This window comes from Streptomyces sp. NPDC033221 (genome assembly GCF_055577005.1).
This window is the reverse complement of record NZ_JBVIQN010000002.1, coordinates 350,572-369,985: the sequence shown is the minus strand read 5'-3', so window position 1 is coordinate 369,985 and position 19,414 is coordinate 350,572. Positions and strand designations below refer to the sequence as shown.

Below are 19,414 nucleotides of genomic sequence, written 5' to 3'. Positions count from 1 at the left end.
CCCCTCCTACCTTCTCCCCACCACCTCCAGCAACCGGTCCACGTCATCCGACGAGTTGTAGAGATGGAAGGCGGCACGGAGGTTGCCCGCGCGCACGGCGGCCCGTACGCCCGCCGCCTCCAGCCGGTCCGCCGCGTCCGCGAGCCCCGGCACGGACACGATCGCCGAGCCGGGCGCGGGCAGCGGGGTATGGCCGAGCGCCGTGATCCCCGCGCGGTACCGGTCGGCGAGCGCCGCATTGTGCGCGTACACGGTCTCGACACCGATCTCGTTCAGCAGGGCGAGGGACTGCGCGGCGCCGATGTACGAGAAGTTGGCGTGCGGCTCGTCGTAACGGCGCGCCCCGACCGCGAGGTTCCGGAGCGGCCCGTAGTTGGACTCCATCGGGTCCGCGCCCGCCACCCACCCGGCGTGCAGCGCGTCCAGCCCGTCATCACCGCATACCAGGAAGGACGCGCCGCGCGGGCACAGCAGCCACTTGAACGCCCCGCACACCACGTAATCGAAGTCACCGGCCCGCAGCGGCAGCCAGCCGGCGGCCTGCGTGGCGTCCACGAGAGTGCGCGCGCCGTGGGCCCCGGCGGCGGCCCGTATCGTCTCCATGTCGGCGATCCGCCCGTCCAGGGCCTGGACGGCACTGAACGCGACGAGCGCCGTACCGGGCCGCACCGCGTCGGCCAGCCGGGTGAGCGGCGCGGTGCGCAGCTTGATCCCGTACCGGGCGGCGAACGGGTTGACCAGTGAACTGAACTCGCCCTCAGACACCAATACTTCGGCCCCGTTCGGGAGCGACCCGGCGATCAGCGCGGCGTGCACCGCGACCGCGCCGCCGATCGCGACCCGCTCCGGCGCCACGTGCACCAGCCGGGCGAAGGCGGCCCGGGAGGCGTCCGCCGGACCGAAATAGTCCCGGCCCATGCTCCCGTAGGAAACGGACTCCTCGACGGCCGCCCGCAGAGCGGCGGCGGAACGGGCGGGGATCAGGCCGCTGGATGCGGAGTTCAGGTACGTCGTCGAGGGCGCGAATTCGCCCCCGCCGAGTGGCTCGATGCGCTGCATGGCACCACTGTGACCGCCGGGCCGCCCGCCGTCCATGGCAAATATCTTTGGAGCGGCGCCAAGCGCACCTTATCCGCGCAGCTCAGCGCCTTGCCGCTCCGTCCGGCCCCGCCGCAATCACTTCCCCGTACCGGTCCCCGTACCTGGTCGGCACACGTCCCCCTCACACCCCGGCGCGTCCGCCTGACCACCCCCGCCCACCGACGCGGACGTCCCCCCTTCCTCCCCTTCCTCCCACGCCTGCTCCAGCGCTTGCCGGAACACCTCGGCGGGCTGCCCGCCGGAAATGCCGTACCGCCGGTCGATGACGAAGAACGGCACGCTCCGCGCCCCCAGCTCCGCCGCCTCCCGCTCATCGGCCCGCACCGCCTCCGCGTAGGCGTCCCGGTCCGCCAGCACCCGGCGCACGTCCTCCTCGCCCAGTCCCGCGGCCACCGCGACCCCGGTCAGCACGTCCGCGTCCCCCAGCGGCCGCGCCTCCGCGAAATTGGCCCGGTACAGCGCGCCGAGCAGCGCGTCCTGCACACCCCGCTCCTTGGCCAGGTGCAGCAGCCGGTGCAGGTCAAAGGTGTTCCCGTGCATCCGGTCCGACCGATACCCGAGCCCCTCCCCCGCCGCCGCCTCGGCCACCCGCGCCTCCATGGCCTCGGCCTGCTCCCGCGACACCCCGTACTTCCGCGAGAGCATCTCCAGCACCGGCACATCCCCCGCCGGCGCCCCCTCCGGATCCAGCTCGAACGACCGGTGGACGACCTCCACCGCACCCCGATGCGCGAACCCGGCCAGGCCCTTCTCGAAGCGGGCCTTACCGATGTAGCACCAGGGGCAGGCGATATCCGCCCAGATCTCGACGCGCATGGCAGGTATTTCCTCAGATGTTCAGCACGAAAGGGGACAGTGGCGGACAACCTTCCGGGGCCGGTGACTATTCCCGGGGTGGAGGGGCATACGGCGCGCAGGCCGCGCGGGGCATGGAGATGCCCCGCCGCCCCGTTGCGGGGAGGGCGGGGCTTGCGGGCGTGCCGCCCAAGATCAGACGGCAGCCCGCCGGGCGAACCGGACGAGCCCGACGAAGGCGTCACCGGTGAGCGTCAAGTGGGGGCCGTCCGGGAACTTGCTGTCCCGGATCAGGTACTCCCCGGTGGTTGCGGCGCGCGACGGCGCCCATTCGAGGCACTGGCCGCCGTCCCCGCTGCTGTATGTGCTCTTCACCCAACGGATGGGCTTCCCTATCTTCATCGCGCGTACCCCTTGATCGCTTCACGCAGTGCGCGGAGTGACTTCTCTGGGGACAGAGCGTCCGCGCGTAGCCGTTCGTACCTGCTCGTACCTGTGGCCACCACGGACGCCGAATCGATGACCCGCCCCAGCCCCTGCGCTTCCGAGTAGAGCACCGGCGCCGAGCCGTCATCGAACGTCAGCAGCGTAAACGGCTCTGCCGCCGGAGGTGCGCCAGAGTCGAACGGCAGTACTTGAACGGTGGCGTTGGGCGTCTCCGACACCTGCAACAGGTGCTCCATCTGGCCACGCATGACGGAGCGGCCCCCAACCTCCCGGCGCAAACACGACTCATCCAGCACAACCCACAGCAGTGGCGGGTCTGGACGCTCCAAGACGTCCCTTCGCTGGAGTCGCCATGTGACCTTCTCTTTGATCACGTCGTCCGAGTAGCGCGGGTTTGCGGCACGGTACAGCGCTTCGGCGTAGGCGAAGGTCTGCAGAACCCCCATGACCAGGAATGGCGAGAAGTCGAGAATTTGCGCCGCCTTCTCCTCCATCAGCAGGTACGGCACGAACCACTCAAGGCCGTTGCGTGGTTCGGGGCGTGGCGCGGGGAGATTTTCGCTCATGTGTACAACTCCCTGGTTTTCCAGGTGGCTTGGAAAGCCTTCAGTCCTATCGACCGTACGCCTGACGCGGCACTCTGTGAGCAGACAACCGCAACACGTAGCCCCCGCGGTCCGCCGCACTTCCAGAAACGGTGACCACAGATGACCAGCCCCGGCCGCAAGCACTTCTCCCGCATCATGCGTTCGCACGGACACGCAGGCGTGCTCCATGTGCGCACCGGCGAAGGCAAGTCCATGACAACCCCCACTCCCGCGCCGACGCGCATGGAAATTCAGATCACCGGCACCGGGAGCACGTCGCCGAATGCGTCACCGAAACCGGTGGCAAGGCGTGCGGTATCCGCTCCAGCGCATGGGACTCCCCTGCACAGCTGAACCACTGGATTCGTGCGCACGCGGACGAGACCGGACACACGAAGTACATGAAGCACATGGAAGAACCCGTCAACACCTTTTCGAAACCGCTGAAGCGCACGAAATGAGCGGACGCCCGCCGCTTCCGGGATACCGTCCGCTCATGGAGATGCGGCAGGAAGTGCCGGGGTTCTGGGAAGGCGCCGGGGCGGCCAAGACGTTCACCCACCCGTTGGACCCGGAGCTGCTGGACGCGTATCTGCCGCGGGACGTGCCGGTGCTGGACTACGGCTGCGGATACGGGCGGCTGACCGCCGAGCTGGTGGCGGCGGGGTACGCGGACGTGCGTGGGGTGGATGTGTCCCGGGCGCTGGTGGAGCGGGGCGGCCGGGAGCATCCGGGGCTGCGGCTCACGCGCTGTCCCGCGCTGCCGCTGCCGTTCGAGGACGGGAGTTTCGGGGCCGCGCTGCTGTTCGCCGTACTGACCTGTGTGCCCGGCTCCGGGGCCCAGCGGGAGATCGTCGCGGAGCTGGGGCGGCTGGTACGGCCGGGCGGGGTGCTGTACGTCAGTGACCTGCCGTTGCAGAGCGACCGGCGGAACCTGGCGCGGTACGCGGAGTACGTGGACCGGTATGGGACGTACGGGGTGTTCGAGACGCCCGACGGCGGCGTGTTCCGGCACCACGAGCCGGACCGGCTGCGCGGGCTGCTCCGGGCGCACGGCTTCGTGGTGGAGGCCGAGCGCACGGACACGGTCGAGACGCTGGACGGGCACACCGCCGAGCGGCTCCAGCTCATCGGGCGTCGGCAGGGCTGAGCGGCAGTACGAGGTCGAGGTGGGTGGCGTCGGGGGCGGGGCGTCGGGACTCGTCGGGCTGCCAGCCGTGCCGGGTGTAGAAAGCGCGGGCGCGCTGGTTGTGCCAGTACACCTCCAGGTGGGCGGTGGTGGTGCCGGCCGCTCGCCAGTCGGCCACGCAGGTGCGGTGCAGCACGGTGCCGATGCCGACGCGCCAGTGGTCGGGGTCGACGTGGAACTGGAAGAGCTTGACGGTGTCCGCGGGCGCGCCGTCTTCGTGGCGGTAGGAGGCGACGCCGACGATCGTGCCGTCCCGTTCCGCGCACAGCACGGTGGCGTCCGGGCGCTCCAGCGCGCGCTGCCAGCCCGCACGCCACCGTTCGCGCTCGGCCGGGGCGTCGAGCAGCGCGTCGGGGATGCGGCCGCGGTAGTACGTCGCGCGGGCGCGGGACTGCAGGTCGGCTATGGCGTCGAGGTCGGCGGTCGTCGCGTGGCGGACGGCGGGGCCGGGGGCCTGCGGTGTGTGGGGCATGGCGGCGTCAGGCATGGGGCCGTGAGGCATGGGGGCGTGGGTCACCTTTCGGCCCGGCCGTTGACGCGGCGGGGCAGCTTCAGCGGGTTGTCCTCGCGCAGTTCCGGCGGGAGCAGGGCGGGTGGGGTGTCCTGGTAGGCGACCGGCCGCAGCCAGCGTTCGATCGCCGTGCCGCCGACGGAGGTGGCGGTGGAGGTGGTGGCCGGGTAGGGGCCGCCGTGGTGCTGGGCGGGGGCCACGGCGACGCCGGTCGGCCAGCCGTTGACGAGTACCCGGCCGGCCAGCGGGGTGAGCGCGGCCAGCAGCCGCGCGCCGCGTCCCGTACCGTCGCCGTCCGAGTCGCAGTCCGAGTCGCCGTCGGCACCCGGCCGCCCGTCCTCCCCCGCGCACTCCGCCGCCCCCAGCTGGAGCGTCGCGGTGAGGTTGCCGGGCAGCCGGGCCAGTACGGCGCCGATCTCGGCCTCGTCGGTGTAGCGCGCGAGGACGGTGACCGGTCCGAAGCACTCTTCCAGGAGCAGGTCGTGGGTGCCGCCGTCCGCGGCGAGCCGGGCCGCCGGGACGGTGAGGAAGCCCGCGCTGACGGTGTGTTCGCCGCCCGCGCCGGGTGTCACGGGGGCCTCGACGTCCGGGAGTGCGGCCCGTTCCCGTACGCCGTCGATGAAGGCGTCGCGCATCCGGTGGTCCAGGAGGACCCCGGCCTCGGTGTTGCTGACGGCCTCCGTGAGGGAGCGTTCCAGGCGGTCGCCGGACGGGCCGTGCGGCGCGAGGACGAGTCCGGGTTTGACGCAGAACTGGCCGGTGCCGAGGGTCATCGAGCCGGCCAGGCCGGTGCCGATCTGTTCGGCGCGTTCCTCGGCGGCGGCTTCGGTGACCACGACCGGGTTGAGGCTGCCGAGTTCGCCGTGGAAGGGGATCGGGTGCGGGCGGGCGGCGGCCGCGTCGTACAAGGCGCGTCCGCCGCGTACCGAGCCGGTGAAGCCGGCGGCGGCGACGAGCGGGTGCCGGACCAGTTCGATGCCGGCCTCGAAGCCGTGCACCAGGCCGATGACGTCCGCGGGCAGGCCGGTTTCGGTGGCGGCGCGGCGCAGCAGGGCGGCGCACAGTTCGGAGGTGGCCGGGTGGTCGGGGTGGCCCTTGACGACAACCGGGCAGCCGGCGGCGAGGGCGCTGGCGGTGTCGCCGCCGGGTACGGAGAAGGCGAGCGGGAAGTTGCTGGCCGCGTAGACGGCGACGACGCCGAGCGGGATCTTGTAGCGGCGCAGGTCGGGGCGGGGCGGGGTGAGCGCGGGGTCGGCGTGGTCGATCAGTACGTCGAGGAAGGCGCCCTCTTCGACGATGTCGGCGAAGGCGCGCAACTGGTAGGTGGTGCGGGCCAGTTCGCCGGTGAGCCGGCCGGGGCCGAGCGCGGTCTCCGCGTCGGCGGCCTCGACGATCCGTTCACCGGCGCCGTCCAGCAGGCCGGCGGCGCGGCGCAGCAGGGCGGCCCGTGTGCCGCGGTCGGCGAGCGCGCCGCGGGCGTCGTGTGCGGCCCGTACGGCGGCGTCGACCTCGGCCGCCGTGGCCTCCACCGCAACCTGCTCCCGCCGCTTCCCGGTACGGGGGTCGGCACTCCAGACTGGTGCTGCTGCCACCGCGCATTCCTCCCAGCGAACTCTTGCCGCGCCCAGGACGCTGTTCGGTATGCTGAACGCCGTCCCAGGTGGTGAATGTGACGTCCGCGGGGACTCTATGGCTGTCCGAACTGAGGGGTCAAGGCCGATGTCCGCTGCCGAGGCCGCCGGAGCACAGGTCAAGTCCGCTGTGCGTACGGTGGAGTTGCTGGAGTACTTCGCGGGCCGCCCCGGTATGCACAGCCTCGCCTCCGTCCAGGAGGCCGTCGGTTACCCGAAGTCCAGCCTCTACATGCTGCTGCGCACCCTCGTCGACCTGGGCTGGGTGGAGACCGACGCCACCGGCACCCGGTACGGCATCGGCGTCCGCGCGCTGCTGGTCGGCACCTCGTACATCGACGGGGACGAGGTGGTGGCCGCCGCCCGCCCCACCCTGGACCGGCTCTCCGACGACACCACCGAAACCATTCACCTGGCCCGGCTGGACGGCACCAACGTCGTCTATCTCGCCACCCGCCAGTCCCAGCACTATCTGCGCCCGTTCACCCGCGTCGGCCGCCGGCTGCCCGCCCACTCCACGTCCCTGGGCAAGGCGCTGCTCGCCACGTACACCGACGACCAGGTACGGGCACTCCTCCCTGAGAAGCTGGACGCCCTCACCGAGCACACCATCACCGACCGCGAGCGGCTCATCGGCGAACTGCGCCTGGTGCGCGAGCAGGGGTATGCCGTGGACCGCGAGGAGAACACGCTGGGCCTGCGGTGCTTCGGTGTGGCGATCCCGTACCGCACCCCGGCGCGGGACGCGGTCAGCTGCTCGGTGCCGGTGGCCCGGCTGACTCCGGGGCACGAGCAGTTGATCAAGGACGCGCTGTTCGACGCCCGGGACCGGCTGACCTTGGCGACGCGGCGGCTCTGAGGGGTCGGGGCGGGTCTGAGGGGCCGGGGCGGTCTGAGGGGCCGGAGCGGTTCCGAAGGGCCGGAGCGGCTCTGACGGGGCCGGGATGGCTCCTCCCGCCGCCCGCCGTCCCTCCGCCGTGCGGCGGAAGGGGATCGTCGCCGCGGGTGAGGCCCCGGGGCGTCCGGACCCGGGAGCCTGCTGGCATGAACTCCTCACCAGCGGGGACACCGCCGGCCCGCAGGGACCGCACACGCGCCGCGCTGCGGACGGTCACACTCGTGGCCTGCGTCCCGTACCTCTCGCTCAAACTCGCCTGGCTCTCGGGCAGCCGCGTCGGCATCCCCCTGGGCAGCGCCCTGCGCCGGGACGGCAACTCCCTGATGACGCTGAACGCCCTGACCGTCCTGATGGACGCGGCCGTGATCGTGCTGGCGTTCCTGCTGACCCGGCCCTGGGGGCGCCGGGTGCCGTCCTGGCTGCCGGCGCTGACCATGTGGTGCGCCACCGGCCTGCTTGCCCCGATCACCGTGGTCTTCCCCGTACAGATGCTGTGCGCGCTGGTACGCGGGGATGCCGGGGACAGTACGGGTACGGGTACGGCGGCGGACGGGCCGGACGGGCTGCTGGCGCCGTGGGTGTGGGGCCTGGTCTACGGCGGGTTCATCGTGCAGGGCCTGGCGCTGGGCACCCTGTTCGTGCTGTACGCGCGGGACCGCTGGGGCCGCCTGTGGCGCGGCCGGACCGGTGCGCTGCCGGTCACTCCGACGCTGCCCGCGCGGCGGCCGGCCGCGGTCGCCGCCGCCGTGGCGGCCGTACTCCCCGCCGCCGTACACGGCCTGTGGGCGTCCGGTCAGGGCGTCGGGCTGAGCGCCGCGCGGCTGGCCGCCCAGGATCTCGACGCCCGTCTCAACGACGCGGCGTACGTGCTGTTCGCGCTGCTCACCGCCGTGGGCGTAATGTCGGTCGGCTTCCGGCGCGGCGGCCGGACGCCCCTGCTGCTGCCGCTGGCCGCGGCCTGGACGGGTTCGGCGGCGCTGGCCTGCTGGGGCGGCTGGATGATGCTCACCACGCTCACGGCGACGGCGGCCGACGCCCGTACGTCCACACCGCTGATGAGCCTGACTTACGCTGTGCAGATGATCGTCGGGATGCTCGTCGCCGTCACCGGCGCCCATTTCTTCGCCGAGCGGCACGCCACCACGCCGGCCGCCCCGGAGGCCGCGCGATGCGGGTGACCTTCCGCCGCTGGGTGCATCTCATCCTCGGCGGCGCCTTGCTGATGCCGTACTTCCTGCTGATGATGATCCTCGCGCCGCTGGTCGTCGACGGCGTGAACCCGTTCTTCGACTTCCCGTGGCAGTTCGCCGCGTTCGGTGCGGCCCTGCCGGTCGCCGCCCTCAGCGCGCTGCTCTTCCCGCTGCTGCGCACCCTGGAGTCGGCCGCGACACGGTCGCTGTGCGGCCTGCCCCCGGACGTGGCGGCCGAACTGGCCGAGGAGCCCGCCGACTCGTGGGCGGCCCGACGGCGTACGGCCCTGTGGTTCGTGGCGCACCTGGCCGCCGGCGGCATCGTCAGCGGCATGACGCTGTCGGCGCCGCCCGCCGCCGTGATGCTGGTCCTCCTGCCGGTCACGGACCCGCTGCGGCACGAGGAACTGGGCTGGCCCACACTGGCGGGCGGCGTGCTCGGTCCGCTCACCGGCCTCGGGCTGCTCGCCCTGGTGGCGGGCACCTCCTGGGCGGCCGGGGCGCTGCTGGCCCGCCTGGCGCCCGTACTGCTGGGCCGTACGCCCGCCGACCGGCTGGCCGCCGCCGAACGCCGGGCCGCCGACCTCGCCTCCCGCAACCGGCTTGCCCGCGAACTGCACGACTCCGTGGGGCACGCGCTCAGCGCGGTCACCCTCCAGGCCGGCGCGGCCCGCCGGGTGCTGGACTCCGACCCCGAGTTCGCGCGGCAGGCGCTCACCGCCATCGAGGAGACCACCCGTGACGCGGTCGCCGAACTCGACACCGTACTGGGCCTGCTGCGGGAGGACGGGGACAGCCGGACCACCGCACCGGCGCCCGCGCCGACGCTGGATGCCCTGGGCGGCCTGCTGGACCGCACCCGCGCCGCCGGGCTGCGGATCGAGGCGGACGTCGACGACGGATGCGAGGGGCTGTCGCCGCTGGTCTCGCGGGAGGCGTACCGGATGGTGCAGGAAGGTCTCAGCAACGCGTTGCGGCACGCCGGTGCCGTACCGGTGCGGCTGCGGATCGCCCTGGACCCGGACGAGTTGAGGATCACGGTGGAGAACCCGATGAGGAACACGATGGGGGATGCGGTGAAGAGCCCGAAGGCGGACCCACCACAGGGTACGGCCGGGCGTGCGCCCCGCTCCGGCGGCGGCCGCGGCCTGCACGGCATCGCCGAACGCGCCCGCCTGCTGGGCGGCGAGGCACGGGCCGCTGGCCGGGACGGCGTGTGGCTGCTGACCGTACGGCTCCCGTTGGGGACGGCCCGATGAGCGCCCCGGACGAGGGCCGCCCGAGCGCCCGCACGAGTACCACCGGCACCGCCGACGCTGCCGACTCCCCTGCTGCCACCACTCCCCCGCTGCGCATCGTCCTCGCGGACGACGAGCGGATGGTGCGTACGGCGCTGCGCGCGATCCTCGGCGCCGAGCCGGACATGGAGGTCGTCGGCGAGGCGGCCACCGGCGCGGAGGCGATTCCGCTGATCCGCGAACTGCGGCCGGACATCGTGCTGATGGACGTACGGATGCCGGAGATCGACGGTATCCGCGCGACCGAACAGGTGCTGGCGGGCATGGCGGAGCCGCCGCGCGTCATCGTGGTGACGACCTTCGAGAACGACGCGTACGTGTACGACGCGCTGCGCGCCGGTGCCAGCGGCTTCCTGCTGAAGCGGGCCGGTGTGGAGGACCTGGTGCAGGCGGTGCGGATGGTGGCGCGCAGCGATTCGCTGCTGTTCCCGGCGGCGGTACGGGAGCTGGCCGCCCGGTACGCGGGGGCGCGGGCCGCGCGCGACACGGCGCGGGCCCTGCGGGCGCGCCTGTCCGACCGTGAGGCGGACGTACTGCACCTGATGACCAAGGGCCTGACGAACGCGGAGATCGCGGACCGGCTGGCGGTCGGCCCGGCGACGGTCAAGACGCATGTCGCGGGGGTGCTGGCCAAGCTGGGCGTACGGGACCGGACCCAGGCGGTGATCGCGGCGTACGAGAGCGGTTTCGTCCGGCCGGGATGAGGCGCGGCGGGGCCGCACGGACCGGACCCGGGGCACCCTCGGACACCCCGCCGGCACATCCCGCCGGAGACCCCGCCGGCATCCCGCCGAACACCCTCCGTCACACCCGATTACGCAGCGCCACTACCACATTCCGCGGGAAATATCCGTCACCCGTTCATCCCAATCCGCAACATCACCGAACGTCACCACCACTTCACCCCTGACCTGCCCAAACGTAACCGATCATGCGCGACACGCCGACGATGCACGGGAGTTCTGACAACACGTCAACAGGCTCCCGGCTCGCCCGGCCGTTTACCTCGGATGCAGGAGGCGCGGAACTCCCCCAACTTCCCTCGCGGTGCAGAGGTGTGCCGCGGTCCGCGCTTCGTGGAGGTTCGTCACATGCGTTCCACTCGCGTTCTCACCGGTGCCGCACTGTCCGTCGCCGCCCTCGGCCTGTCCACCTCCGCGGCGTTCGCCGCCACCGGCAACCTTGAGGTGACGCCCAACCCGGTCCAGGCCGGCAAGTCGGTCAACCTCAACAGCAGTGCCTGCGGCAAGGACGGCTCGGCCACCGTCGATGCCAGCACCCTGGGCGCAGGCAAGGTCACGCTGTCCTCGAAAGGCCAGACGCACACCGAAAACGTGCAGGGCTCGCTGCGGGTGCCGGCCAGTACCAAGCCGGGCAGCTACGGCATCGGCGGCAAGTGCTCCAACGGCACGGAGATCTCCGCCACGGTGCGGGTCTCCTCGGGCACCACCCCGCACGGCAAGACGAAGACCGGCCTGGGTGCCACCAGTGAGAACTCCGACACCACGGAGATCATCGCGGGTGCGGGCGTCCTGCTGGCGGCTGCCGCCGGTGGCGTATGGATGGTGCGCCGCCGCCGGGCGGACGGCTCGGCCTGATCCGGTACCCCCGGAATCGCCGGCCGGTACCGGCACCGCCCGGTCCGCCGGACCGCGTCCCCGCCTCCCGGACACGCCTGCCGTACCCGGGAGGCCGGGGCCGCCCCCGGTCCCGCCATCACCCGTGACCCGTAGCCCGCGGACCGCGGTCCGGCGGCCCGCAGAACACCCGGAGGACGGACAGCCATGGGACACACGCCCCGCCGCCACGGCGACCAAGGCCTCATAGCCCTGCTCACCGCGGGCGCGATGGGTACCGGCATCTGGCTGATGGGCCACGGCGCCCAGGCCCAGGCGCCGCCGCCGCAGCCCTCCGCCGACCAGGGGTTCGACGCCGGCCCGCACAGCGGCCGGCCGTCCGCGGCCCCCGCCCCGCCGCCCCCGCCGATGCCGGCCTCCCGGCCCCTGCGGGTGCACATCCCGTCGGTCGGCGTGGACGCGCCGCTGATGCGCCTCGGCCTCGACGAGAACGGCAGCCTGGCGACCCCGCCGCAGGAGGACAAGAACCTCGCCGGCTGGTACGAGGAGGGCAACACGCCCGGCACCACCGGTACTTCACTGATCGCCGGACACGTCGACAACCGCGCCGGGCCCGCGGTCTTCTACAACCTCGGCTCGCTGAAGAAGAACCACCAGGTGGAGATCGTCCGTGCGGACGGCCGGACCGCGGTCTTCTCCATCGACGCCGTCGAGGTGTACGACGGCGCCGACTTCCCGGACAAGAAGGTCTACGAACCGGCCTCCCGCCCCGAACTGCGGCTGATCACCTGCGGCGGCGGCTTCAACAAGTCCCGGCAGGAGTACCTGGGCAATGTGGTGGTCTTCGCCCACCTGACCGGTACGAAGCGGGAACCGGCCCCGCGCCGCGGCGACGGCTGACGTACCCGCGGCAGGCCCGCGCGCCCCTCGGGCCGCGCGCCTCAGCCCGGGATGCGGTTGCCGCGCCCGTTGAGCGCCATCCGGTTCCAGGTGTGCCGCCGGCCGCGGACCGCCACGGAGTAGGCGTAGAGCAGCTCCGGGTCGCACATGCCCGGCAGGAACGCGTCCCCGAAGTGGTGCGCGTCCACCCCGATCTCCTTGGCCGTCAGGGCCAGTTGGGGCGCGATGTCGGCGTGCGCGCCCTCCTGGCTCGTACCGATCGCGCCCATCACCACCGCGCCCGCGTCCTGGACGGCGGCGACCGCCTCGGCGGCCCGCTCCTTGGTGAGGCCGGGCATGGTGCCGGGCAGCGGCAGGACGACGCCGTCGGCGCCCGCGTCCACCAGCGAGGTCAGCCGCCCGGCGGTGATCCGCTCGGGGTGCCCCGCGTGGTGCATCTTGCCGGACCACAGCGCCACGTCGTCGCCGAGGCCGCGGCGCAGTTCGTCGGTGACACGGGCCAGGCCGTCGAAGCTGCCGCCGGTGCCGGGGTTGGCGGTCAGACACAGCAGGGCGGCGCCCATGTCGACCAGGCGGCGGGCCTGTTCCGGTCCGGCCCGGCGGATCTCCGGTACGTCCCCGGCTTCGAGGTTGACGCCGATCGGGCGGCCCACGTACGAGGCGAGGTCGGCGAAACTGGTGAACGTGCCCAGACCGGGCAGCCGCAGGTGCTCCCCGTCCCAGGCCCGCTCGATGAGGTTGAGGATCACGATGTCCGCGCCGAAGGCGGAGACCAGCTCGATGTTGTGCACTCCGGTGCCGTCCGGGTGCGGGGAGAGTGCCGCACGCTCGGCGAAGACCTCGGCGACCATCGTGCGGCCCTCGGCGGCCGCGACCGCCTCGGTCAGCTCCCGTCCCCGCAGGGATGCCAGTTCCTCCCGGTCGAGGTCGAGGATGCGCTGTGTCATGACGTTCCTTCCAGGGTCTGCTCGTGGTCGTGCCCGCGGTGCGCACAGGGGTGCGGGCGGCGGCGGGCACGCTGACGTCACCGGCGCGCGGCCCTGGCTGTACGGCGTACGGGCCGCTCTTACCGTACGGCCGCCAGGCCACGCCGGACGGTTGCCAGGTCGCCGTCGCCCGCCAGGCCCGCGTGGTAGAGCCGCAGCTCGCCGGCGCCGAGGGCGGCGGCATGCGCGGCGTCGGCGGCAAGGGTGCCGGGGCTGCCGCCCATGGCGGTGACGACGGTGAGGTTGGCGGCGACGACGGGGGCGGGCGGCGCGTCCGGGCGCGCCGCGGCCGCCATCCGCGCCTCCGCGAACGGCGTCAGCGCGTCCGTACGGTCCGTGTCGTCACCCGTGCACGGCACCACCACCCCGTCCGCGTACGCGAGGACGTCCTCCGGGTCGACGCCCGCGTTCGCGCCGCAGCGGTGCGCGGCCGGATCGGCGTGCAGCAGGACACGGAATCCGTCGCGCGCGGCGGCTCGTACGGCCGCGACCACCTCCCGCTGGAGCGTGCGCGCGGCATCGTCGCGCCAGCTCCGTACGAGCCCCGACAGCTCGCCGCCCAGCATGTTCTCCACACCGCGCCACTCCCCCGCCCGGCCCTCGCCCGCCTCCTCCTTCCGCCCGCCGTCGGCACCCGTCCACACGGGCTCCAGCGCCCGTACGACCGCGTCCCGCACCTCCTCCGCCCGCACGCCCAGTCCCGTGTAACCCGCCTCGCAGATCTCGCAGAAGCACAGTGACATCAGATACCGGGCGGCGCCGGAGAGCGGCACGCCGCCGGTCTTGTCGTGCGCGTGCGGATGCGCCAGCCCGTACCAGCCGCAGGACTCCAGCTCGGTGCCGCGCGCGCCGGGCCGGGCCGCAGCCTCCGCGGCCAGGTCGCGGAGGTAGGCGCGGACCTCGGGGCGGGCGATGCAGGGCGCCCACGGATAGCGGTCGCCGTAGGCGTTGCGTACGGCGATGGCGGGATGCTCGGTGCCGAGGCGCGTGTTGTGGGCCAGCACGACCCAGCTGTGCACCTCCAGGCCCGCGTCCGCCAGCGCCCGCGCCGCCTCACCGAAAGGGTCCGGGCTCGCCACCCAGTTCTGCGGGTACGGGCGCAGGGCACGGCCCGCCCAGCGTTCGGGGTCCTGCGGGTACAGGACGGCCGCGTGCCGGGCGGTGACGACGCGGTGACGGGGGTGACGCGGGGTCAGCGCCCGGGTGGAGTGGTAGGCCGCGGCCAGCGTGACCTGCCGGACGCCGAGGTCCGCGACGCGGCGGGCGGCGTCCGGATCACCGGCCACGTCCCACGGGTACAGGAACGCGGCGGCGCGCATCACCGGCCGCCCGCCGGGGCGTTGACCAGCGCCAGGCCCTGGGCGATCAGCTCGGCCAGCGCCTCGACGTGCTCGGGGGCCGGTTCGCTGAGCGGCGGCCGGACCGGTCCGACATCCGCCCCGCGCAGCCGTACCCCCGCCTTGACCAGCGAGACCGCGTAGCCGCGCCCCTGGTTGCGCAGCTCGACCAGCGGCCGGTAGAAGCCGTCCAGCAGCCGGGCGACCAGCTCGTCGTCGCCGATGGTGAGGGCGCGGTGGAAGGCGGTGGCGATCTCCGGCGCGAAGGCGAAGACGGCCGACGAGTACCGGCGGACGCCGAGCCCGCGGTAGGCGAGGCTGGTCAGCTCGGCGGTCGGCAGCCCGTTGAAGTACAGGAACTCCTGCCCCGCCGCCTCGGTCCGCACGGCACTGATGGTCCGTTGCAGCAGGTCCAGGTCGCCGAGGCCGTCCTTGAGGCCGATGATGCCGGGGGTGCGCGCGAGGGCGACGACGGTGTCCGGGGTGAAGACGGCGTTGTCGCGCTGGTAGACGATGACGGGCAGCGCGGTGGCGGCGGCGAGGTCCGTGTAGTGCCGCAGCAGGCCCGCCTGGCCGGCGACGACGAGGTACGGCGGCATGGCCAGCAGCCCGTCGGCGCCCGCCTCCTCGGCGAGCCGGGCGTAACGGGTGGCGAGCGCCGTGCCGTACCCGGCGCCGGCCAGCACCGGAACCCGCCCGGCCGCCTCCTGGACGGCGGCGGCCACACAGTCGCGGAACTCCTCCGGGGTCAGCGCGTGGAACTCGCCCGTACCGCAGCAGGCGAAGACGGCCGCCGCGCCCGCGTCGACGCCCGCGCGTACGTGGGCGCGGAAGCCGGCCAGGTCCGGGGCGCCGTCGGGGCCGTACGCCGTCACGGGGAAGAACAGCAGTCCGTCGAGGCGTTCGGCGAGCGGCGGGGCTGAGGTCACGGGCTCTCCCTGACATGCTCGTACGGGACGCGCGCACCTCTCCATGACGTCCCCGCGTGTGCACGTCGCTGACTGTTGTACACATCCCTGAACGCGCTCACGCTAGGGCAGCACTCCCGGGCCGGTCAAGGACCCCGCCCACCCGTCCGGAACCCGAAGTTTCCCCGGCACAACCGGATTTGAGCGATCCGTCAGCCACCTTGACCCCGTCCGGCACAGCTTCCTACCGTGACCCCGATCGTCCACCCATCTGAACACGATCCGCCGATGACGCCGTACGCGCCGGAGCCCGGCGCCCGGCCGGAGGAGTCCCATGGCCCCCATGCCCGCCCCCCGCACCGCCCTGCTCACCGGCGCCGCCGGCGGCCTCGGCACCCTGATGCGCGAGCTGCTGCCCCCGTACGGCTACCGGCTCCGCCTCCTCGACCAGCGGCCCATCGACGACGCACCGGACGCCATCACCGCCGACCTGGCCGACAAGGAAGCCCTCCGCGAAGCGGTACGCGGCGTGGACGCGATCATCCACCTCGCCGGAATCTCCCTCGAAGCCCCCTTCGAGAAGATCCTGCGCGCCAACATCGAAGGCACCTACAACCTCTACGAAGCGGCGCGCGAGGCAGGCGTCCGCCGCGTCGTCCTCGCCTCCTCCAACCACGCCGTCGGCTTCACCCCGCGCCCCGCCGACGGCTCCGGCGCGATCCCGGTGGACACCCCGCGCCGCCCCGACACGTACTACGGCCTCTCCAAGGGCTTCGGCGAGGACCTCGCCTCCCTCTACTGGGACCTGCACGGCATCGAGACGGTCTCCGTCCGCATCGGCTCCTGCTTCCCGCGCCCCACCACCGTCCGGATGCTCTCCATCTGGCTGAGCCCGCCCGACTGCGCGCGCCTGCTGCACGCCGCGCTCACCGCCGAAGGCATCGGACACACCGTGGTCTACGGTTCCTCCGCCAACACCCGGCTGTGGTGGGACCTGAGCACGGCCCGCTCGCTCGGCTACGAGCCGCAGGACGACTCCGAGCGGTACGCCGCCGAACTCATCGCCGCGCACGGCGAGCTCGACCCCGCCAACCCCGAACACACCCACCTGGGCGGCGCCTTCTGTGTGAATCCGCCCATCTGGCCGTACTGAGCGACCGTGGCCTCGGCCACGTCGGCCCGGCCGGGGCAACCCCCGCCCGCCCTCCCGCGTCCTTGTGTACGTATCAATCATTTGCGCAACTGCGCAGGAACGAGGAACGCACCATGGGCATCGTCAGCTGGCTCGTACTGGGACTGATCGCGGGCGTCATCGCCAAGGTCCTGCTGCCCGGACGGGACCCGGGCGGACTCGTCGGCACCACCCTGATCGGCATCATCGGCTCCTTCATCGGCGGCTGGCTCTCCACGAAGATCCTGGACAAGCCGATCCCGAAGGACTTCTACGACCCGTCGATGTGGATAGCCGCCATCGCCGGCTCCCTGGTCCTGCTGATCGCCTACCGCCTGCTGTTCGGCAACAGCCGCGACCGCCGCTGACCCCGCCGGAACCGGTGCCCCGTCCGGCCCTCGGTAATGGAACCGCAAAGGAAGGCCACTCGTTATCCCCGGCATGACCGCTATGACTCCTGGCTCGAACCTTCCGCTCACCGCCTCGCGGGTGGCGGTGGACGTCACCGCGCCCGTGCGGCTCGATGTGTCGGGCCTGCTGCTCACCGCCGACGGCAAGGTGCGTTCCGATGACGACTTCGTGTTCTACAACCAGCCGGCCGGCCCGGGCGTGACCCACACGTCCGGCGCGGGCGGCGCGGGCGACACGATCACGGTGGACACCACCGCGGTGCCCGCCGGCATCGAGAAGATCGTCGTGACCGCCAGCCTGGACGCGCCCGGCGCCACCTTCGCCGGCACCGAACCGACCGGCACGGTCCGCAACGCCGACGACGGCAGCGTCATCGCCTCCTTCACCCCGCCCCGGCTCGGCGCGGAGACCGCCCTCGTGGTCGTCGAGATCTACCAACGCAACGGCGCCTGGAAGGTCCGCGCGGTCGGCCAGGGCTACGCCAACGGCCTGGCCGGCATCGCCACGGACTTCGGCGTCAGCGTCGAAGAGCCCGCCGCACCCGCCACCCCGGCCCCGCAGGCGCCCCCGGCACCCCCCGCCCCTCCGGCCCAGCCGGCCGCCCAGCAGCCCGCCGCCCAGTGGGGCCCGCCCACCGGCGCCCCCGCCCCCATGGCCCCGCCGCCCCCGGCAGCCGCCCCGGCCCCCGCGCCCGCGCCCGGCACCGGAAAGATCAACCTCGACAAGGGCCGCGTCAGCCTCCAGAAGAACCAGACCGTCTCCCTGGTCAAGGGCGGCCGGCCGCTCCTGTCCTCGGTCCGCATGGGCCTCGGCTGGGAGCCCGCCTATCGCGGCAAGGACATCGACCTGGACGCGTCCGTGATCGCCTACGGTCCGGACCGCAAGAAGGTCGACAACTGCTTCTTCGGCAAACTCCAGATCCTCAACGGCGCCATCCAGCACTCCGGCGACAACCTCACCGGCGAGGGCGCGGGCGACGACGAGGCCATCACCGTCCACCTCGGCGGCATTCCCCCGCAGGTCACCGGCCTGGTCTTCACAGTGAACTCCTTCTCCGGCCAGAAGTTCTCCGACGTGGCCAAGGCGTACTGCCGCCTGCTCGACGCCCAGACCGGCGAAGAACTGGTCCGCTTCGACCTCACCCAGTCCGAGCCGCGCACGGGCGTGATGATGGCGAAACTCATCCGCCAGTTCTCCGGCGAATGGGAGATGACCGCCCTGGGCGAATTCGTCGACTCCCGCACGGTCCGGGGGATGGTCAAGCCGGGGGGCGCGGCGCTCTGACCTGAAGGGGCGGCGCGCTTCCCGGCCCGCCGCCCCCGCCAGTCGGCCAGGTCCGCTTCCGGGCTTGATCCCCACAAGAATCCGTAGGGGCCACGGCGCACATGTGCCGTCCGCAATCCGGCCCCGAGTGCGGTGACGATGTCGTTGGCGGGGTGATCACCGACGTACAGGATGTGCTCCGGGGCAACACCGGCGAGATCGATGACCTTGTCGAAGAATTCAGGCCGAGGCTTGGCGACTCCCCACTCTCCTGACGTCGCAATGGCATCAGCAGGCAGATTCAGGTCGCGGAGCAGCGCGTCGGCACGGGACGTCTGGTTGCCCGCGATCAAAACCCTCGCCCCGGCTTCGCGCAGTGCTGCCAATGCGGGCCGTACATCCGGGTACAGATCCGTCTCATCGAGGTGTTCACCCCGTCCGGCTGCTTCGCGTGCACGATACTCCGCGGCGATGTCCGTCCCGGGCCGCAGCAGGTGGACAGCGTCAGCATTGTCACGGCCCTGGGCGACCACCGCCCCCACCAAGGCGGAGAGGGGGTGCCGGGGGACGCCCAGCCAGTCCGCCCAGTCGTGCCAGTACCGGTCGTCACTGACCAGAGTCTCCCCACGTCGAACACCACCGCTTCGATCACTCCCGCAGCCTAGGGGCAGTTCGGCCTGCCGAGCCCATGCACAGGCGGCAGTACGGTGACGGTGCCCTGCGGGCTGACGAAGCCTCGCGCGGGCTGACCGGTCCCGTGGCCCCGTTGCCCCAGCCTGAGCGGAGGTACCGGGATGAGCAAGCAACGTGTGCTTTACGCCATCACCTGCGCCGCCGGCCCCGCCTCCCGGCTCGTCCGGCTGGTCGAGGCCGCCGTTGCCGACGGGGGGACGTGTGCGTCATCGCCACGGTGTGGCGGGTGCTGTACGGGCCGGGGGCCTGGGAGCCGCACGCGCCCGGTACCGGTGGGGAGCAGTTGGACGGGTATCCGTGGGGGCTGGCGTTGGGCGCGGTGGGTGAGGCGGTCAAGGACCGGTCGTAGGGTGTGGTTCGTCCGGCCTCTTCCGTCAGTTCACGGTGGTGCCCGACAGGTCGGGAGGGGTGGTGAAGCGCCAGTCGGTCATGGCCGATTCCGGGGTGCGCGGCCGGCGCTGGCAGGTGTGTCCCCTGGCCATCGACGAAGCCCGACCGTCGGTTGGGTCCCGGACGAATCT

Annotated in this window: 20 protein-coding genes and 1 pseudogene; 11 read left to right on the top strand and 10 right to left on the bottom strand. The window is 72.7% G+C overall.

The features are described 5' to 3' along the window. Positions 1-6: 6 nt before the first annotated feature. The 4 genes from ACZ53K_RS03695 to ACZ53K_RS03680 all read right to left on the bottom strand — a co-directional run bounded on the left by ACZ53K_RS03695 (position 7) and on the right by ACZ53K_RS03680 (position 2,909). On the bottom strand, positions 7-1,059 hold the full coding sequence (locus ACZ53K_RS03695; RefSeq protein ID WP_468831651.1) for an aminotransferase class V-fold PLP-dependent enzyme: 1,053 nt from the start codon (positions 1,057-1,059) through the stop codon (positions 7-9). 117 nt (positions 1,060-1,176) lie between these two features. After that, the gene (locus ACZ53K_RS03690; protein WP_468831648.1) at positions 1,177-1,917 is read right to left on the bottom strand and encodes a DsbA family oxidoreductase; all 741 of its coding nucleotides are present in this window, start codon (positions 1,915-1,917) and stop codon (positions 1,177-1,179) included. A gap of 174 nt (positions 1,918-2,091) precedes the next feature. Next, positions 2,092-2,298 (bottom strand): DUF397 domain-containing protein, encoded by a 207-nt coding sequence (locus ACZ53K_RS03685; RefSeq protein ID WP_468831645.1) that lies wholly within the window; start codon positions 2,296-2,298, stop codon positions 2,092-2,094. Further along, positions 2,295-2,909, bottom strand: a complete 615-nt coding sequence (locus ACZ53K_RS03680; RefSeq protein ID WP_468831642.1) for a DUF5753 domain-containing protein — start codon at positions 2,907-2,909, stop codon at positions 2,295-2,297. Before ACZ53K_RS03680 ends, ACZ53K_RS03685 begins: the two co-directional genes overlap by 4 nt. A 517-nt stretch (positions 2,910-3,426) precedes the next feature. Here ACZ53K_RS03680 and ACZ53K_RS03675 point away from each other — a divergent pair. Next, on the top strand, positions 3,427-4,080 hold the full coding sequence (locus ACZ53K_RS03675; protein ID WP_468831639.1) for a class I SAM-dependent methyltransferase: 654 nt from the start codon (positions 3,427-3,429) through the stop codon (positions 4,078-4,080). Here ACZ53K_RS03675 and ACZ53K_RS03670 read toward each other — a convergent pair. Together ACZ53K_RS03670 and ACZ53K_RS03665 are read right to left on the bottom strand one after the other, a co-directional pair. Continuing rightward, on the bottom strand, positions 4,058-4,621 hold the full coding sequence (locus tag ACZ53K_RS03670) for a GNAT family N-acetyltransferase (protein ID WP_468831636.1): 564 nt from the start codon (positions 4,619-4,621) through the stop codon (positions 4,058-4,060). The two genes, ACZ53K_RS03675 and ACZ53K_RS03670, sit on opposite strands and share 23 nt — an antisense overlap. Before the next feature lie 11 nt (positions 4,622-4,632). After that, positions 4,633-6,222: an aldehyde dehydrogenase (NADP(+)) gene (locus ACZ53K_RS03665; protein WP_468831633.1), complete on the bottom strand. Its 1,590-nt coding sequence runs from the start codon at positions 6,220-6,222 to the stop codon at positions 4,633-4,635. A gap of 127 nt (positions 6,223-6,349) precedes the next feature. On the opposite strand from ACZ53K_RS03665, the gene ACZ53K_RS03660 reads away from it, so the two are divergent. The 6 genes from ACZ53K_RS03660 (at position 6,350) to ACZ53K_RS03635 (ending at position 12,124) form a co-directional block, all read left to right on the top strand. Next, positions 6,350-7,120, top strand: coding sequence for an IclR family transcriptional regulator (locus tag ACZ53K_RS03660; RefSeq protein ID WP_468831630.1), 771 nt, complete (start codon positions 6,350-6,352; stop codon positions 7,118-7,120). Between the two features lie 185 nt (positions 7,121-7,305). After that, on the top strand, positions 7,306-8,337 hold the full coding sequence (locus ACZ53K_RS03655) for a hypothetical protein (protein WP_468831627.1): 1,032 nt from the start codon (positions 7,306-7,308) through the stop codon (positions 8,335-8,337). After that, the gene (locus ACZ53K_RS03650; protein ID WP_468831624.1) at positions 8,328-9,608 is read left to right on the top strand and encodes a sensor histidine kinase; all 1,281 of its coding nucleotides are present in this window, start codon (positions 8,328-8,330) and stop codon (positions 9,606-9,608) included. Before ACZ53K_RS03655 ends, ACZ53K_RS03650 begins: the two co-directional genes overlap by 10 nt. Next, positions 9,605-10,351 carry a response regulator transcription factor gene (locus ACZ53K_RS03645; RefSeq protein ID WP_468831621.1) on the top strand — a complete coding sequence of 249 codons (747 nt, stop codon included), beginning with the start codon at positions 9,605-9,607 and terminating at the stop codon, positions 10,349-10,351. The genes ACZ53K_RS03650 and ACZ53K_RS03645 overlap by 4 nt, the downstream gene beginning before the upstream one ends. A gap of 387 nt (positions 10,352-10,738) precedes the next feature. Continuing rightward, positions 10,739-11,245, top strand: a complete 507-nt coding sequence (locus ACZ53K_RS03640) for a hypothetical protein (RefSeq protein WP_468831618.1) — start codon at positions 10,739-10,741, stop codon at positions 11,243-11,245. A 186-nt stretch (positions 11,246-11,431) separates the two neighbouring features. Then, on the top strand, positions 11,432-12,124 hold the full coding sequence (locus ACZ53K_RS03635; protein WP_468831615.1) for a class F sortase: 693 nt from the start codon (positions 11,432-11,434) through the stop codon (positions 12,122-12,124). A 41-nt stretch (positions 12,125-12,165) separates the two neighbouring features. On the opposite strand, the gene ACZ53K_RS03630 is transcribed toward ACZ53K_RS03635, so the two are convergent. The 3 genes from ACZ53K_RS03630 to ACZ53K_RS03620 form a co-directional block, all read right to left on the bottom strand. Further along, positions 12,166-13,071, bottom strand: coding sequence for a DUF7916 family protein (locus tag ACZ53K_RS03630; RefSeq protein WP_468831612.1), 906 nt, complete (start codon positions 13,069-13,071; stop codon positions 12,166-12,168). A gap of 119 nt (positions 13,072-13,190) precedes the next feature. Continuing rightward, the gene (locus ACZ53K_RS03625; RefSeq protein ID WP_468831609.1) at positions 13,191-14,429 is read right to left on the bottom strand and encodes a hypothetical protein; all 1,239 of its coding nucleotides are present in this window, start codon (positions 14,427-14,429) and stop codon (positions 13,191-13,193) included. Next, the gene (locus tag ACZ53K_RS03620) at positions 14,429-15,421 is read right to left on the bottom strand and encodes a 5-dehydro-4-deoxyglucarate dehydratase (RefSeq protein WP_468831606.1); all 993 of its coding nucleotides are present in this window, start codon (positions 15,419-15,421) and stop codon (positions 14,429-14,431) included. Before ACZ53K_RS03620 ends, ACZ53K_RS03625 begins: the two co-directional genes overlap by 1 nt. Before the next feature lie 277 nt (positions 15,422-15,698). Between ACZ53K_RS03620 and ACZ53K_RS03615 the strand changes: the two genes are divergently transcribed. The 3 genes from ACZ53K_RS03615 (at position 15,699) to ACZ53K_RS03605 (ending at position 18,221) form a co-directional block, all read left to right on the top strand. After that, on the top strand, positions 15,699-16,508 hold the full coding sequence (locus tag ACZ53K_RS03615; protein WP_468831911.1) for an NAD-dependent epimerase/dehydratase family protein: 810 nt from the start codon (positions 15,699-15,701) through the stop codon (positions 16,506-16,508). 113 nt (positions 16,509-16,621) lie between these two features. After that, the gene (locus tag ACZ53K_RS03610; RefSeq protein ID WP_365838510.1) at positions 16,622-16,894 is read left to right on the top strand and encodes a GlsB/YeaQ/YmgE family stress response membrane protein; all 273 of its coding nucleotides are present in this window, start codon (positions 16,622-16,624) and stop codon (positions 16,892-16,894) included. 82 nt (positions 16,895-16,976) lie between these two features. Further along, positions 16,977-18,221: a TerD family protein gene (locus tag ACZ53K_RS03605; protein WP_468831909.1), complete on the top strand. Its 1,245-nt coding sequence runs from the start codon at positions 16,977-16,979 to the stop codon at positions 18,219-18,221. Positions 18,222-18,256: 35 nt separating this feature from the next. Here ACZ53K_RS03605 and ACZ53K_RS03600 read toward each other — a convergent pair. Next, positions 18,257-18,852: pseudogene (locus ACZ53K_RS03600) on the bottom strand (HAD family hydrolase); the annotation flags it as partial. A 240-nt stretch (positions 18,853-19,092) separates the two neighbouring features. Here ACZ53K_RS03600 and ACZ53K_RS03595 point away from each other — a divergent pair. Then, entirely contained in the window at positions 19,093-19,242 is a 150-nt protein-coding gene (locus ACZ53K_RS03595; protein WP_468831603.1) for a hypothetical protein, read from the top strand. The last annotated feature ends 172 nt before the right edge of the window (positions 19,243-19,414 follow it).